Raw genomic sequence first — 14,288 nt, forward strand, 5'->3', positions numbered from 1 at the left:
GGCGTATGCAGCTCGTACAGCGTTCCAAACGGGTGGTGGAGGCCCGGCTCAACAACTCGGCGGTCCGGGCATTGTCGGGGTCGATGGTCGCCTATGAGGGTCAGGTCAACTTCAAGTCCGCCGGCTTCGGCGGTGGCGACGGGCTCCTCGCCGGGATGAAGCAACGTGCGACCGGTGAGGGACTGTCGTTGATGGAGGCCTCCGGCAGTGGCGTGGTGTACTTCGCCCACAACGCCGCCGAGACCACCATCATCGAGATGAACGGTGAGACACTACAGGTCGAATCCCAACAGTTGATGGTGCTGAACGGGAATCTGCAGACCAACGTCACCTTCGCCGGGGTGCGCGGCGCGACAGCGGGTCAGGGGCTGTTCACCACAACCGTCACCGGCCACGGTCAGATCGCCTTGCTCTCGCAGGGTGGCCCACTGATCCATCTTGAGGTGAGCCCGCAGTATCCGCTGGTGGTGGACCCCGACGCCTTCGTCTGTGCGCGCGGCGCATTGAGCCAGTCCTTCGTCACCGATGTCAGCTGGCGCAGCGCGCTGGGACAGGGCGGCGGAGAGGCGTTCTCCCTGCGCTGGGACGGTACCGGCGTGGTCTCCATCCAACCGGCCGAGCGATAGGGGCGCGCCGACATGTTCGAAAAGGTCAATAGCAAGGTGGTCTCTGTCGACATCAGTCGCAGCGGGCCGGTCGTCGCGCGGCGCGGGGCGATGCTCTTCTACAGCGGTAACGTCTTTTTCCAACCGCACCAGGTCGCCGGTGCCCCCGGCGGGATGGGTGGCATGGGCGCAGTTGCGGGCATGGCCGGGCGGATGATGTCCGGCGAGTACGAGTCGACGATGATCGCCCAGGGACAAGGCGTGGTGCACTACGGCTTTCGCGGGATCGAGGTCCAGATCATCGACGTCGGCGCCGTCGGCGGGATGATCCGCGTGGAGGCCTCGCGCACACTCGCCTACACCTCAAATCTGCAGGCGGCCATCGTGTCGGTGACCTCGCAGGGTGGCGGCGGTGGTGGCGGTGGACTGCTGCGCTCGATGCGGTCGGCGGCCGCCGGCGCGATGACCGGGCAGGGTATGTTCACCACCCAGCTGTCGGGACCCGGGCAGGTCGTGATCCTCGGCCACGGAGGGGTTTTCGAGCTTCCCGTGTCACCGGACCGGCCGCCGGTGACCGTCGACCCTCAGGCCTATGTCGGGGCGGCAGGACAGGTCAACACCACCCTGCGATCCACCGTCAGTTGGCGCAATGTCGGCCGAACCGGTGGTGAGGCGATGCAACTGGAGTGCGCCGGGCACGGCGTCGTCTACGTACAGGCTTCGGAGGAGAAGTTGTGAGCCAGCTCAACACCATCTGGAATCCGGCGACCCTGCCGACCGACGACAACATCGCCGACAACGACTACTCGTTCTGTATCGACCTCAACCAGCCGTGGTTCATGTCCAAGGGCGCGATGATCGCCTATTACGGGCAGATGAACTTCACGGCACTGACCCACGGGCTCTCTGGGCAGCTGTTGCACATGGTGGCCCAACAGTTCTCGGCTCCGCTGCACCTGGGCGACTATGTGGTGGCCGAGGGACAGGGCAAGCTCATCATCGGCGACCGCGGCTACAACATCAACGCCTACGACCTCGACGACGGTAACCTCACCATCCGGGCCGCCAATCTCCTTGCGTTCCAACCACAGTTGTCGCTGCAGCAGTCGATCGTGCCAGGCTTCCTGACGCTCATCGGCACCGGGAAGTTCCTCGCGTCGTCCAACGGGCCGGTGATGTTCGCCGAACCGCCGGTGCGCGTCGACCCCGAAGCCCTCGTCGGATGGGCTGATTGCCCATCGCCGAGCCATCACTTCGACGAGGCGTGGGTGAACTCCTTCATCGCCGCCGCAGGCCGGCGCTTCGGCATCAATTCCGGCGAGGAGCGCCAGTTCGACTTCACCGGCAGCGGAACGGTTCTCATCCAGTCCAGTGAGAAGGTCCGCGACGACACCTCCATCGTGCGGACCATCCAGGGCCACCTGCCCGGCCTCTCGGTGCCCGGACTGCAGCAGATCAATCAGGAGATCACCCAGCAGTTGGGGCAGCAGCAGTAGGACAGAGGTAGAACATCGACGCGGCACGAACTCGCGGGCGCCCCGTGCGGCGTGCCCACGAGCCCGTGCCGCGTCAATGTTTCTCTGGTGGTGTATCGGTGTCGGTCGAGCTCAGATCTCGATGTGATCCTTGGCGTCGGCGGGCTCGTTGCGGCGCCGGACGACGCTGGAGATGAAGGCCGCCACGATCAGCACGACGCCGACGAGGCCGGTGACGACCTCGGGAACGTGGGTGCCGATCGAGTAGAACAGGATCAGGGCGAGAGCGCCGATGGCCCAGTGCGCTCCATGCTCGAGGTAGACGTACTCGCTCAGCGTGCCCTTGCGGACCAGATAGACGGTCAGCGAGCGGACGAACATTGCGCCGATCAGGCCGAGGCCCAGCGCGATGATGATCGGGTCCGCGGTGATCGCGAACGCGCCGATGACGCCGTCGAAGGAGAACGACGCGTCGAGCACCTCGAGGTAGAGGAACAGGAAGAAACCGGCCTTGCCGGTGGCCTTGGCGAGATCACTCGGCCCAGAACGGCGGCGTACCTCGGCGTCGGCAACACCCGCGGCGTCGTCCACTCCGGGCGTGCGTTGCGCTTGTGCGCGTTCGTCATCGGACTCGTCGGGATCATCGTCGTCGGTGTTGAACAGCTCACCGAGACCGTTCACGGCGAGGTAGGTGATCATGCCGAGGATACCGGCGAACAGAACCGTCGACCGCTCCTGATCGGGTGCGATGAACTCGGCGGTGATGATGAGCAGGATCGCCGCGACGACAACTTCGAGCTGATCGAGCTTGCCGATCTTCTCCAGCGGCCGTTCGATCCAGCTGAGCCAGGTGATCTCCTTCTCCTCGAAGATGAAGCCCAAGAACAACATCAGCAGGAACATGCCGCCGAACGCCGCGATCTGCGGGTGGGCGTCGGTGATGTAGGTTTCGTAGCTTGGCGAGCCGTCGGGGAAGTACGCGGCCCCGTCGGCCGGCGGGTTCAGCGCCAAGCGCATCGCCTCGACCGGGTTCAGCCCCGAGGCCAGCCACACGATGACGAGCGGGAACACCAGTCGCATACCGAACACGGCGATGATCACGCCGATGGTGAGGAAGATTTTCTGCCAGAACTCGCTCATCCGTCGCAGCACGGTGGCGTTGATGACGGCGTTGTCGAAGGACAGCGAGACTTCGAGGATGCCGAGGATGAGGGTCAGGAACAGGGCCGTCGTGCCGCCGTAGAAGAAGGCGGCGATCAGCGAGAGGACGGTGATGACGATGGAGAGACCGAATATTCGGAGTACCACGGGATGTGGCCTTTCTACATGTGGACGAGCACCAGGAGTCGGGACGACATGTGCAGTTCCGGTGTGTGTACGACGAATGCCGCACCCGGCGTTGTGAGCGGGTGCGGCATTCGCGCGATGTGTCGGTTTCTCAGACGTTGACGCCGTAGTCGCGTGCGATGCCCGCGAGTCCGGAGGCATAGCCCTGGCCGACGGCGCGGAACTTCCATTCCGCACCGTTGCGGTAGAGCTCGCCGAACACCATGGCGGTTTCGGTGGAGGCGTCCTCGGACAAGTCGTAGCGGGCGATCTCCGCGCCGCCGGCACGGTTGACGACGCGAATGTAGGCGTTGCGGACCTGGCCGAACGACTGGCTGCGAGCGTCGGCGTCATAGATCGAGACTGGGAAGACGATGCTGTCGATCTCCGGCGGGACACCTGCCAGATCGACGTTGATGACCTCGTCGTCGCCGTCGCCCTCACCGGTCAGGTTGTCGCCGGTGTGCTCGATCGAGCCGTCGGGCGAGCGCAGGTTGTTGAAGAAGACGAAGTGCTGATCGGAGAGCACCTTCTTGTTGGCGCCCAGCCCGATGGCACTGGCGTCGAGGTCGAAATCGGTACCGGTGGTGGTACGGGCATCCCAGCCGAGACCTACGGCGACCGCGGTCAGACCGGGGGCCTCCTTGGTCAGCGAGACGTTCCCACCCTTGCTCAGGCTCACGCCCATGTCCGTATGCCTTTCTTTCGTTGTAACAGCCATCCGCCACTGTACGGGCGATGCCACACACCTTATGCGAAGAATTTGGCATCGGACAGGGATGCGTCAGCCGACCGAACGAACTGTGGATGACAAGGAGACTGCGTCGGGCGATGCGAGGCGAGGCGAAGGCGAGGCGATGGCCGGACGGCAATCGTTGCTCACCCCAACAGCTTCTTCTGCACTTTCCCCAGCGCGTTGCGCGGCAACGACTCCACCCGGCGGATCTCGCGCGGACGCTTGTGCGCCGAGAGCTCGGCGCTCACGAACGCGATGAGGTCCTCGTCGCCGCCGGAACCGTGGCCACCGGAACCGTCGCTGCCTGAGCCCTCGATGGCCCGCTCACCGACGATGTAGGCGACGATCCGCTGCCCCAGATCGTCATCGGGGACGCCGATGACGGCCACTTCGGCGACCGACGGGTGGGCGAGCAGGACGGTCTCGATCTCTCCCGCGCCGATCCGGTATCCGCCGGACTTGATCAGATCGGTGGCGCGGCGCCCGACGATGCGATGCATTCCGTCCCCGTCGATGACGGCGACATCGCCGGTGGCGAACCAGCCGTCGTCAAGCCATGATTCGGCGGTCGCCTCGGGCCGATTGAGGTATCCCGACGCCAGCATGGGGCCGCGGACGTGCAGGTCGCCGACGGACTCGCCGTCGTGCGGCAGCACGGCGTCGCCCTCGACCAGCCGGGTCTGCACACCGTCGAGCGGGAGTCCGACCCAGCCTGGTCGGCGTTCACCGTCGGTGCGGGTGCTGACGGTGATCATGGTTTCGGTCATGCCGTAGCGTTCGACAATCGCGTGGCCGGTGGCCGCGCAGATCCGGTCGAACACCGGCACGGGTAGGGGCGCGCTCCCCGACACCAGCAGCCGCGCGCCCGCGAGATGGCGGGCCGATTCGGGCTGGGCGCCGATCCTCGTCCACACCGTCGGAACGCCGAAGAACATCGACGCACCGGAGTCGGCGGCGCGGGCGTAATGGTCGGGAGTCGGCGTGACGGTGTGGATCAGCCGGCCGCCGCGCCGCAACGGTCCCAGCACCCCCAGGATCAGTCCGTGCACGTGGAACAGCGGAAGGCCATGTGCGAGTGTGTCTTCCGACGTCCATGCCCATGCGTTGGCGAGGGCGTCGAGGCCCGCCGCGATCGCGCGACGGGTGATCGGGACGCCCTTGGGTAAGCCGGTGGTGCCCGAGGTGTAGAGGATCAGTGCAGTCGAGTCGGCGGGTGGTTCGGGATGGGAATGCCACGACTTGGCGTAGCGGCGGACCGGGATGGCGGGCAGCGATGTGTCGGCGGGGGCCTCCCCCAACCATGCCTGGGCGCCGGAATCCTGCAGGATGTGGTCGAGTTCTCGGCGCCCCGAATCCGGAGGCACCGGCACGATCGCGACGCCGGCGATCAGGCCGCCGACGACGGCGAGGATCGTCGAGGCACTTGGGCGCGCGAGGACGGCGAGCGTATGTGCCCCGCGAATACGTTCGGCCACCGCGGTCGCGGCGCCGGCGAGGTCCTCGCGTGACAGACGGTCGTCACCAATGACGACGGCATCGGGCAGGTCGGGGGCGTGGGGAACCAGCGACGGCAGCAGCACGGGTCCATGCTGCCACCCGCCCGTGTTCTGCGAGCCGACTCACCCCGCGGCGTGGAGGATTTCCCGCGGATGCACCCACCCGTCGCTCATCAGCCGCAGCAGCAGCTGTGCCTTGTTGCCGATGGGCTTGTCGGCGTCGGCGTACCGCTGGGTCACCCGGCGATAGTGTTCTCGCACGGTGCTTTCTGCGATGTGATGGCGCTTGGCCGTCTCGGGCATCGTCGCGCCCAGCGCGTAGGTGGTGAGGATTTGCCGTTCGCGATCGGTCAGGCGGACGCGGACCGACTGGTGGGGAAGACGATCGGCGACGCTGGTGAGGAACGCCGCGAACTCCGCCGGGACGCGCCCGGTGTTCGCGAGATCGATACCGCGCGGATCGTCGGCGCGCACGCCGAGTCCGACGACGATCGCGTTGCGCAGTCGCAGATGTTGGCGGACCTCCACTAGTCGACGCGTCGAGCGGACAATGATCACGGTTCCGGACTCGTCGGCGGGCCGCCCGGAGAGGGAGTGGTCGGCGTCGGGGCGCAAAATCCCGGCCCGATGGCCCCAGGACTCGACGAGGGTGCACAGCGCGGTGTCGAGGATGTCGTCCTCGGCGGCGACGGCAACGAACAGGGGCGCAGTCCCTGTGACGGTGGCGTCGGAGTCGGGAACGACGGTCGGGACGGGGTGATCTGAGCGGGTGTGCGGCATGTAGTCAACGATGTTCGGACTGCGAGGACAGGTCACCATTTCGTGCGACACAAATGGTCGGGATTCAGGTGACGGCGGCTACCAAGCGATGATCGTCATGCGTGATTACGCATGAACGGCGTTAACGAGGCACAATCAAGGCCATGTCGGAGGGCTTACGTGTTCTGGTGGCCTCCCCGTTGGGCGAAGTGGTCGCGGCGCCGTTGCGGTCGCGCTTTGCCGGCTGGACGGTGGAGGTGGCCACTGATGATTCCGAGTTCGATCGCCGCGTTGACGGCCGGGTGCGGTTCGATGTGGTGACCGCCGACTTGGTGTGGAACCGGCCGGAGACCGAGTGGGTGTTCGACGGTCTTGACGCGATCGAGTCACTGCGTAATCACGATCGGCTGGCACCGGTCCTGCTGACCGCGCAGGGCCACAGCATGGAGACCGACCTCATCGAGGAGGCGCGTCGCCGCGAAGAGGTGGTAGGGGTGGTCGCCAAATCCGACGGCTTCGCCGCGTTCGCCGACGCCATCAGCGTGGCCGCGCTGGGGCGCCGGATTCCACAGACCCCTTCGCTCAATCGTCGACCCAGCCTTTACGAGCTGTTCACCGGGCGCCGCGGGCAGACCGCAGGCCGGATGGCGGGGGCCATCGCCGCCGGTCACGTCTCCGATACCGCGACGCTGGCGCGGGTGGCCAAGGTGTCACCCAACACCGCCAACAAGATCACCAGTCACTACATCGGACCGATGATCATCCAGCGCGGCGAGCACGACGAGGAACTGCCGATGACCCAGGCATCGGTGTATCGCTGGTGCGGACTACACGCCCGCTACCTGATCAGCTGGTGTCGCCGCAACGGTCACGCCGACGTGCTGGCGGCGTGACCGGCAGCCCGGGTCAGGCCGCAAGCGCGCTGTCGACTGCGAAACGGTAACGGCCCGAGGGTAGTTCGCCTCCACACACGATGGTGCGCGCCGCGAAGGCCCCGACCACCCCGGCCAGGCTCGCTGCGGTGCCCAACTGTGGCCATGACGGAATGGTTCGGCCCACCTCGGTGAGTGCCTTCGCTAGTCTCGGCGCCACGTCGTGACCGACAATGGCGCCGGCCAGCCGCACCCGATTGGCCGGATCACGCAGAGTATCGGTATCGAGGTCGGTGATCTCCCCGGCGCTCCCGTGAAAGAGCGGATACCCAGGGTCCAGGTCGTAGCGTTCGACGTCGAGGATCACGTTGTCGCCGTCGTCGGTGACCATGATCAGTGGTAGCCCGGTCCGGCGAGTGTGCACGCGCAGCGCGACCTTCATGGCCAGGTCGTCCATCTCCTCGATGACGACGTCGACCGGCCGGCCGTCGGGTGACCGCAAGAAGTCCGTCGCCATCGCAGGGCCGAAGCCCTGTGTCCAGGTGGTGACGTCCGAGTAGGGATCGGCCTCGAGGAGGCGGCGGGCGGCCAGAGTCGTCTTTTCGACGCCGAGATCGCACACCGATCCCGACAGCCGGTTCAGGTTGGTCGGCCCGAGGGTGTCGGGGTCGGCGAGATGGAATCGGCGGGCGCCGGTCAGCCCCGCGACCCCGACGACGGAGGCGCCGACGCTCAGGCCCGCCACCGCCAATCGTGCGGCCGACCAGGCGTTCTGCTCTTCGTCAGTGATGAGGAAGCGATTGCGTGCGGTGCGCAGTCGGTGAAAGACCGGGTCGATGGGTGTGCGCACCACGGTGTGCCGCCACGGGTAGACGACGTAGCGGCTCCACTCGTCGAGATCGCCGTCGTCGGGGTCGCCGTTGCCGGGGACGGGTTCACCGGTGAAGGCGGCGAGCGCGGTCAGCTCGGGCAGTGCGGTTGTCCATGCGTCGACCAATCGATACTCCATCACGGTGCACAGGGCGTCGATGTGGTTGCGGTCGCGGGTGGGGTGAAGGATTTCGATCATCGTGCTGCTCCTCGGATGTAGACGTCCTTTGCGCCGGAGCCGAATCCCGCCGAGTGGTACTCGTAGAGGGAGACGGTGGGGCGGGCGGCTTTCCCCAATGACGCACTGAGTGCCCGGTACTCGGAGTTGGTGTGCACCAACGACTCGCGGCATCGGTCGCGCAGGGCTCGTGCCAGGTCGGCGTCGGCAGCGGTGTTCTTGGCCAGCTCGGCCCGAATGTGCAGCGTTTGGTGATGCTGTTCGCTCTCGAGGACCTCCACGACGAATCGTCCGGTGAGATTCTCCGCGAATGCGGGGTCTTCGAAGGCGGGGCGTAGGTTTTCCGGATACACGTTGAGCGAGTGGAAGATCGCCGCGATATCGGTGCGACCGTGCAGAACCAGGAAGTGGTCGGATGGCTGAACTGTGGCAGCGAGCTCGTCGTGTCCGTGCATACGCAGAATCCCGTCGAGTTCCGTGCCGTCGAGGACCCGGCCGCGGTCGTTGATCCGGTAACGGATCAACGGCATGGCCGAGTCGACCGTGAACAGCAGATGGCCTTCGGCGTCGCACTCGGTGTAGCGGTATTCGGGGTGATAGCGCACGAATGTCGGCTGCGCGGTGATGCCGGGCCGAACACCTGGTCCGACAGGGCTGTGTCGTCGAGTGCGGCCCGCCGCACGGCGATGCTGGTCGGGGTTTCATACCCCATCAGCCCGGCGTCTGCGGTGCCGTATTTGAGACAGATTCGCCCGGGTTCGGAGTGTCGATGCAGCAGATCGAGGACGTGGTCGCGCCACTTCTCGGTGATCGCCTCGCCGGCGAGCAACAGCTTGATGTCCATCGCAAGCAGGTTGGCAGGGGTGTTGTCGAGAAGATCCTTGATCAACGGCGGGTATCCGGCGAGGACGACGTGGTCGTAGAAGGGGCCAAGTTCTGCGAGGGTGGCTATGGCGACGTCGACGTCGATCCCTGGGGTGGCCACGCTGATGCGATGGCCTCGGTCGTTGAGTTCGCCTACTCCGGCCATGGTGTAGGTCCCGCCGATCCACGTTCCCATCGCAAAACAGTTGATCAGCAGGGTGGTTCGTAGTTGCGAGTTGAAGGACCCGGTGAAGATCCGGTCATACATCGAGGCACTTTGCGCAAGGGCAAGTGCTCCCCGTCCGAACTGGGTCGGTATCCCGCTGGAGGAACCGGACGTTGACGACCACACCTCGGCCTCGGTGATCTGGCCGTCCCAGTAGCGTGTCGGCTGCGGATAGCGGGTGATGTACCCGGTCTTAGTCATCGCGGGTAGCCGCGTGAAGGCGTCGGCATCGATACGCTCGCCGGGGTCGATTCCGTTGTGACGCAGAAAGTCCGCGTACGCAGGAACCTTGCGGCGAGCGCGATCGGTCATTGCCGCGGCCAGGTCCAGATCGGTGATGGTGAGCACTCGCTCCTCCTCGGGAAGAAGTGGCCGACGTGAGATCGGTTATCTCACTCGCATTTCTGAGGAGTGAGGCGGTTGTCGGCGCCCACTCAGTCTGACCCCGGACATGATGAGGGCGCGAGCCTCACGCATCCGATTCGACCGATCGCCCGACCGTTGAGCGAACAGTAGGCCGCGCAAATGACCGCTGGTGAAAAGACTTGTTGTCCAGTGGTTTACAGCGATTTGATTACTGAAATTCGGCCGCCGATCGGCGTGCCGGCGGCACGCTGGGCGCTCCATTCTGTCGCTCCCCTGTGATAGCTCGACGAGTCACCGGCCGGTTCGGAGAACGACCTTCCCGCCGGCATGCCCATCGGCAACCAGGCGCAGAGCCTCCCGGGCCTGTTCGAAATCGAGGACCGCGGCGATCGGCACGACGAGATCACCGTCCGCGGCGAGGCGAATCAGGCTGGAGCGCAACATATCCCGAAACTGTGCGCTCTCCGGCTGGCGGCCACCAAGGGCTTGAAACCCGTCGTCCACGGCGCGCCGTGGTGCGGCGATCGTGACGATGCGCGTGCGATCGGCCACCAGCTCCAGAGACGCGTCGACCGCCTCATCGGTGCCGACGGCGTCGAGCGCGGCGGCGATGGGTCGACCGTCGGCGGCGGCCCGGATGCGGTCAAGCACGCCGGGCCCGTAGGTGACCGGCAGCCCGCCGAAGTTGCGCACACGCTCGGACGATCGACGACCTGCGGTGCCGATGACCCGGATTCCTCGCAGACGCGCCAGCTGTAACACCGCCACCCCGACCGCTCCCGACGCGCCGTGCAGCACGATCAGTTCGTCCCGGGCGGTACGCGCCGCACGAAGCATGTCGGCGGCGGTCGTACCTGCCAGCAGGAGTCCCGCCGCCTCGTCGACACTGAGCGTCTCCGGCCGCGCGAACACCTTTTCCGAGGGCACCGTGAGTGCTGTCGCGTAGCCGCCTCTGACTCGGAAGGCGAGCACCTCGTCGCCGACTGTCGCAGCACCCGAACCGATTTCGGTGTTGGGTCCCAAAGCGATGATTCGGCCCGCGACCTCGTACCCGATGGGCAGCGGGAAGACTGTCGCGGTACGCGCGTGCTTGAGATCGGCCGGATTTACCCCGGCAGCGGTCACCTCGATCGTCACCTCACCGCTTGTGGGCGACGGCACGTCGACGTCGGTGAGGGCGACATCATCGAGGCCGCCTGGGCCGAGGGCGACCCAGCGGCGTGCGGGGGTCATGTCCGGATGCGCAAGCGGAGGATCATGGGTGCCAGGCTACGGCGAAGCGGAGCACGAACCGAGGATGCGCGCCAGGGCATCTCGCTCGGCCGAAGTCACCCACAGGTGGTAGGCGGTCTTCACGGCGATCTGCCGCGACGCATACGTGCACCGATACGCACGGTTCGGGGGTAGCCAGGTTGCGGCGTCGCCGGCGCTCTTCTTCTGATTGGTGGGTCCGTCGGTGGCCTGAAGATTGCGCGGGTCGTTGGCGAAGTCCACGCGCTGTTGGGGGTTCAGCTGCTGGGCGCCCTTCTGCCAAGCATCCGACAACGCCACGACGTGGTCGATTTGCACGGCCGGCGAGGTGGCCGCACCGCGCGAGAAACCGAGCGTCTTGCCGGTATAGGGATCGTGCAGCGTTCCTGAGAGGACCACACATCCGCGCGTTCCGGGCTTGACGATGATGTCGATGAGATCGCGGCGCAGGATGTCGTTGCGGGTGTCGCAGCCGTTGTGGCCGTCGTCGACGTTCACATCGTCCGACCACGCCTGACCGAACTGTGCCCGGCTGTAATCCGTCTTCGGCGCGCGACCCTTGACCGGCAGGGCCTGGAGCTGCGACCACGCCAGCGCCGCGTCGGGGGAAAACGTCCTCGGGACGGCCGTTGCCTTGACCGACGGTGACGACGTCGCAGGGCTCGATCCGGTGTCGTTCACCGCGGTCGTGCGGGGTGAGGTGAGTGTTATCGACTCCCTTGGTGCGGTACACCCGGCGACCGCGGCGATCACAACCACGGACGCCCCGAGCGCCAGACGTCGTCGTCGCATGGGCCGATTGTGCCGGATCGGCCCGACAGTACTTCTCGCCGTGAGCGGCGGCCCAGGTCGGCGTTGTTCCACGGGAAACACTCACGACCGTCGCATGGCGGGTGGTGAGCCGGCTCGCGCACCGAAACAACCGTGGCGGTCCTCCTCTTCGGGAGAACCGCCACGGATGCGCTCAGGGCGAGACGTCGGGGTAGAACTTGAGACGTCGTCGGGGCAGGACGATCAGGCGTCCGCGCCGATGATGAACGCCTCGAGCTGCTTGCGCGCGATGTCGTCGGCGACCTGCTCGGGCGGGCTCTTCATGAGGTAGGCTGACGCGGGCAGGATCGGGCCGCCGATGCCGCGGTCCTTGGCGATCTTGGCCGCGCGTACGGCGTCGATGATGATGCCGGCCGAGTTGGGGGAGTCCCAGACCTCGAGCTTGTACTCGAGGTTCAGCGGCACGTCACCGAAGGCGCGTCCCTCGAGGCGGACGTAGGCCCACTTGCGGTCGTCGAGCCACTCGACGTGATCCGACGGGCCGATGTGGACGTTCTTGTCCTCGACCTTGCCCGCGAGCGAACCGGTCAGGTTGGAGGTCACGGCCTGGGTCTTGGAGACCTTCTTGGATTCCAGACGCTCACGCTCAAGCATGTTCTTGAAGTCCATATTGCCGCCGACGTTGAGCTGGTAGGTGCGGTCGAGGGCGACGCCGCGATCCTCGAACAGCTTGGCCATCACGCGGTGGGTGATGGTCGCGCCGACCTGACTCTTGATGTCGTCGCCGACGATCGGCACACCGGCCGCGCGGAACTTCTCGGCCCACTCGGGGTCGGAGGCGATGAACACCGGCAGCGCGTTGACGAAGGCGACGCCCGCGTCGATCGCGCACTGTGCGTAGAACTTGTCGGCCTGCTCCGAGCCGACCGGCAGGTAGCTGACGAGCACGTCCACCTGCGCCTCGCGCAGGGTCGCCACGACATCGGCGCCCTCTCCGTCGGCCTCGGTGATGGTCTCGCGGTAGTACTTGCCGAGACCGTCGAGGGTGTGGCCGCGCTGCACGGTCACACCGGTCGGCGCCACGTCGGCGATCTTGATGGTGTTGTTCTCGCTCGCGAAGATCGCGTCGGACAGGTCGAAGCCGACCTTCTTGGCGTCGACGTCAAACGCGGCGACGAACTCGACGTCGCGCACGTGGTAGGGGCCGAACTTGACGTGCATCAGGCCGGGCACGGTCGCGTTCTCGTCGGCATCCTTGTAGTACTGCACGCCCTGGACCAGGGATGAAGCGCAGTTTCCTACGCCCACAATGGCCACGCGCACCTTATTGGGCTCACCCATGGTCGGGTTCTCCTTTTTCTTGTCGGGCCGCAGCGCTGGGCTGCGTCACGGGGGTTCGACCGAGTGGTTCGTCTTGCTCGGCTTCTTCCTGCTCCTCGGCACCGGTCGCCGGTGACGTACCTGACGTGGTGGCCGGGAAATCTGTGGGGGCTGATGCTGATGCCGACGTTGGCGAGGCCGCTGATAACGACGCTTCCGATGCCTCGGCGGCGATGAGCTCGTTGAGCCAGCGGACCTCGCGCTCGCTCGATTCCAGGCTCAACTCGTGCATCTGGCGGGTGTAGCGATCGGAGGCGCCGGTGGCACGGCCGACCAGCTCACGCAGGCCTTCGCGGCGCTCCTCGACCTGGCGGCGCCGGCCCTCGAGGATGCGCATACGCGCGATCGCCGGGGTGCGGCTGAAGAACGCGAGGTGCACCCCGAAACCGTCGTCGGTGTAGTTCTGCGGTCCGGTGTCGGCGACGAGCTCGGTGAAGCGGTCACGACCGGCGTCGGTGAGTTGATACACGCGACGCCCGCGACGCACCTTCACCCCGGATGGCGTGCTGGTCTCGCCGATGAGTCCGTCGGCTTGCATCCGACGCAGCGTCGGATACAGGGAACCGTAGGAGAACGCACGAAACGCGCCGAGGAGCCCGGTGAGCCGTTTACGCAGTTCATAGCCGTGCATGGGGGACTCGAGCAGGAGGCCGAGAATTGCCATTTCGAGCACTACTGACCCCCTCTCCAATGGTTCGTCGCGCCGATGCTTTCACCCAATGTATCGCACCGATATAAACGCTGTCGATATCGGTCGCGAGTCGCGCGGCGCGCCGCCCAGGCGTTAGCGCGGCGGTTGCCACGGCCACGATCCCTCTTTGAGCCGCCAACGGCCGAACGCAAACACGAACGCCAAGACGCAGATAGTCGCTGCAGCACCCCACGTCATATGGAATGACAACAGGGCAAGGAATAGCAGGGGCGGTGCGACGATCAGAAGCAGGAAACCGGCGATGCGGCCACGTCGCCGGCGGACGGCATCGAAATCGTTGGTCATGAACCGACCCTATCGAGGGGCTGCTATCGACGGTGGCTACTGGCCGATCAGCTGGGCTGTGGGCCGGTGCCGCGTCAGTTGGGCGCCGCAGAGCGTCTGGATCGCCGCGACAGGGG

General features: G+C 66.1%; 16 protein-coding genes. 4 read left to right on the top strand and 12 right to left on the bottom strand.

The annotated features are described in order from the left end of the window. The first annotated feature begins 5 nt into the window (after positions 1-5). From EF294_RS06595 to EF294_RS06605, 3 genes are read left to right on the top strand one after another with little or no spacing between them, the layout of a single operon-like run. On the top strand, positions 6-626 hold the full coding sequence (locus EF294_RS06595; protein ID WP_123927137.1) for an AIM24 family protein: 621 nt from the start codon (positions 6-8) through the stop codon (positions 624-626). A gap of 12 nt (positions 627-638) precedes the next feature. Next, the gene (locus tag EF294_RS06600) at positions 639-1,343 is read left to right on the top strand and encodes an AIM24 family protein (protein ID WP_123927140.1); all 705 of its coding nucleotides are present in this window, start codon (positions 639-641) and stop codon (positions 1,341-1,343) included. Next, a complete protein-coding gene (locus EF294_RS06605; protein ID WP_123927143.1) occupies positions 1,340-2,101 on the top strand; it encodes an AIM24 family protein in 762 nt (253 codons plus the stop codon). The genes EF294_RS06600 and EF294_RS06605 overlap by 4 nt, the downstream gene beginning before the upstream one ends. A 111-nt stretch (positions 2,102-2,212) precedes the next feature. On the opposite strand, the gene EF294_RS06610 is transcribed toward EF294_RS06605, so the two are convergent. The 4 genes from EF294_RS06610 to EF294_RS06625 form a co-directional block, all read right to left on the bottom strand. Next, a complete protein-coding gene (locus EF294_RS06610) occupies positions 2,213-3,388 on the bottom strand; it encodes a DUF475 domain-containing protein (protein ID WP_123927146.1) in 1,176 nt (391 codons plus the stop codon). Positions 3,389-3,518: 130 nt separating this feature from the next. Continuing rightward, positions 3,519-4,094, bottom strand: coding sequence for a TerD family protein (locus EF294_RS06615; protein WP_123927149.1), 576 nt, complete (start codon positions 4,092-4,094; stop codon positions 3,519-3,521). Positions 4,095-4,285: 191 nt separating this feature from the next. Then, a complete protein-coding gene (locus EF294_RS06620; RefSeq protein ID WP_123927152.1) occupies positions 4,286-5,722 on the bottom strand; it encodes an acyl-CoA synthetase in 1,437 nt (478 codons plus the stop codon). A 39-nt stretch (positions 5,723-5,761) separates the two neighbouring features. Further along, positions 5,762-6,418 carry a helix-turn-helix transcriptional regulator gene (locus EF294_RS06625; protein ID WP_246007723.1) on the bottom strand — a complete coding sequence of 219 codons (657 nt, stop codon included), beginning with the start codon at positions 6,416-6,418 and terminating at the stop codon, positions 5,762-5,764. A gap of 143 nt (positions 6,419-6,561) precedes the next feature. Between EF294_RS06625 and EF294_RS06630 the strand changes: the two genes are divergently transcribed. Next, positions 6,562-7,290 (top strand): MSMEG_1198 family transcriptional regulator, encoded by a 729-nt coding sequence (locus EF294_RS06630; protein WP_123927157.1) that lies wholly within the window; start codon positions 6,562-6,564, stop codon positions 7,288-7,290. A gap of 13 nt (positions 7,291-7,303) precedes the next feature. Here the strand turns inward: EF294_RS06630 and EF294_RS06635 are convergent, their stop codons facing one another. From EF294_RS06635 to EF294_RS06665, 8 genes are all read right to left on the bottom strand, one after another. Beyond that, complete coding sequence (locus tag EF294_RS06635) at positions 7,304-8,338, bottom strand: ThiF family adenylyltransferase (RefSeq protein WP_123927160.1); 1,035 nt, start codon at positions 8,336-8,338, stop codon at positions 7,304-7,306. Then, positions 8,335-8,847, bottom strand: a complete 513-nt coding sequence (locus EF294_RS21970) for a hypothetical protein (protein WP_246007724.1) — start codon at positions 8,845-8,847, stop codon at positions 8,335-8,337. The genes EF294_RS06635 and EF294_RS21970 overlap by 4 nt, the downstream gene beginning before the upstream one ends. Next, positions 8,838-9,755: a phenylacetate--CoA ligase family protein gene (locus tag EF294_RS21975; protein WP_246007725.1), complete on the bottom strand. Its 918-nt coding sequence runs from the start codon at positions 9,753-9,755 to the stop codon at positions 8,838-8,840. Before EF294_RS21975 ends, EF294_RS21970 begins: the two co-directional genes overlap by 10 nt. A 309-nt stretch (positions 9,756-10,064) precedes the next feature. Then, a complete protein-coding gene (locus EF294_RS06645; RefSeq protein ID WP_123927163.1) occupies positions 10,065-11,006 on the bottom strand; it encodes a quinone oxidoreductase family protein in 942 nt (313 codons plus the stop codon). A gap of 36 nt (positions 11,007-11,042) precedes the next feature. Further along, on the bottom strand, positions 11,043-11,816 hold the full coding sequence (locus tag EF294_RS06650; protein ID WP_123927166.1) for an HNH endonuclease family protein: 774 nt from the start codon (positions 11,814-11,816) through the stop codon (positions 11,043-11,045). Positions 11,817-12,038: 222 nt separating this feature from the next. After that, on the bottom strand, positions 12,039-13,136 hold the full coding sequence (locus EF294_RS06655) for an inositol-3-phosphate synthase (protein WP_123927169.1): 1,098 nt from the start codon (positions 13,134-13,136) through the stop codon (positions 12,039-12,041). Beyond that, a complete protein-coding gene (locus EF294_RS06660; RefSeq protein WP_123927172.1) occupies positions 13,129-13,848 on the bottom strand; it encodes a PadR family transcriptional regulator in 720 nt (239 codons plus the stop codon). Before EF294_RS06660 ends, EF294_RS06655 begins: the two co-directional genes overlap by 8 nt. 111 nt (positions 13,849-13,959) lie before the next feature. Further along, positions 13,960-14,172 (bottom strand): hypothetical protein, encoded by a 213-nt coding sequence (locus tag EF294_RS06665; RefSeq protein WP_123927175.1) that lies wholly within the window; start codon positions 14,170-14,172, stop codon positions 13,960-13,962. Positions 14,173-14,288 lie beyond the last annotated feature (116 nt).

The organism is Gordonia oryzae, from assembly GCF_003797185.1.
GTDB classification, from domain to species: domain Bacteria; phylum Actinomycetota; class Actinomycetes; order Mycobacteriales; family Mycobacteriaceae; genus Gordonia; species Gordonia oryzae.

What these genes read in the sequence shown, in the direction of transcription:
- EF294_RS06595 (WP_123927137.1), top strand. Translation starts at nt 6, where the DNA reads ATGCAGCTCGTACAGCGTTCCAAACGGGTGGTGGAGGCCCGGCTCAAC.
- EF294_RS06600 (WP_123927140.1), top strand. Translation starts at nt 639, where the DNA reads ATGTTCGAAAAGGTCAATAGCAAGGTGGTCTCTGTCGACATCAGTCGC.
- EF294_RS06615 (WP_123927149.1), bottom strand. Translation starts at nt 4,094, where the DNA reads ATGGGCGTGAGCCTGAGCAAGGGTGGGAACGTCTCGCTGACCAAGGAG.
- EF294_RS06625 (WP_246007723.1), bottom strand. Translation starts at nt 6,418, where the DNA reads ATGCCGCACACCCGCTCAGATCACCCCGTCCCGACCGTCGTTCCCGAC.
- EF294_RS06630 (WP_123927157.1), top strand. Translation starts at nt 6,562, where the DNA reads ATGTCGGAGGGCTTACGTGTTCTGGTGGCCTCCCCGTTGGGCGAAGTG.
- EF294_RS06635 (WP_123927160.1), bottom strand. Translation starts at nt 8,338, where the DNA reads ATGATCGAAATCCTTCACCCCACCCGCGACCGCAACCACATCGACGCC.
- EF294_RS21970 (WP_246007724.1), bottom strand. Translation starts at nt 8,847, where the DNA reads ATGCCGTTGATCCGTTACCGGATCAACGACCGCGGCCGGGTCCTCGAC.
- EF294_RS06645 (WP_123927163.1), bottom strand. Translation starts at nt 11,006, where the DNA reads ATGACCCCCGCACGCCGCTGGGTCGCCCTCGGCCCAGGCGGCCTCGAT.
- EF294_RS06650 (WP_123927166.1), bottom strand. Translation starts at nt 11,816, where the DNA reads ATGCGACGACGACGTCTGGCGCTCGGGGCGTCCGTGGTTGTGATCGCC.
- EF294_RS06655 (WP_123927169.1), bottom strand. Translation starts at nt 13,136, where the DNA reads ATGGGTGAGCCCAATAAGGTGCGCGTGGCCATTGTGGGCGTAGGAAAC.
- EF294_RS06665 (WP_123927175.1), bottom strand. Translation starts at nt 14,172, where the DNA reads ATGACCAACGATTTCGATGCCGTCCGCCGGCGACGTGGCCGCATCGCC.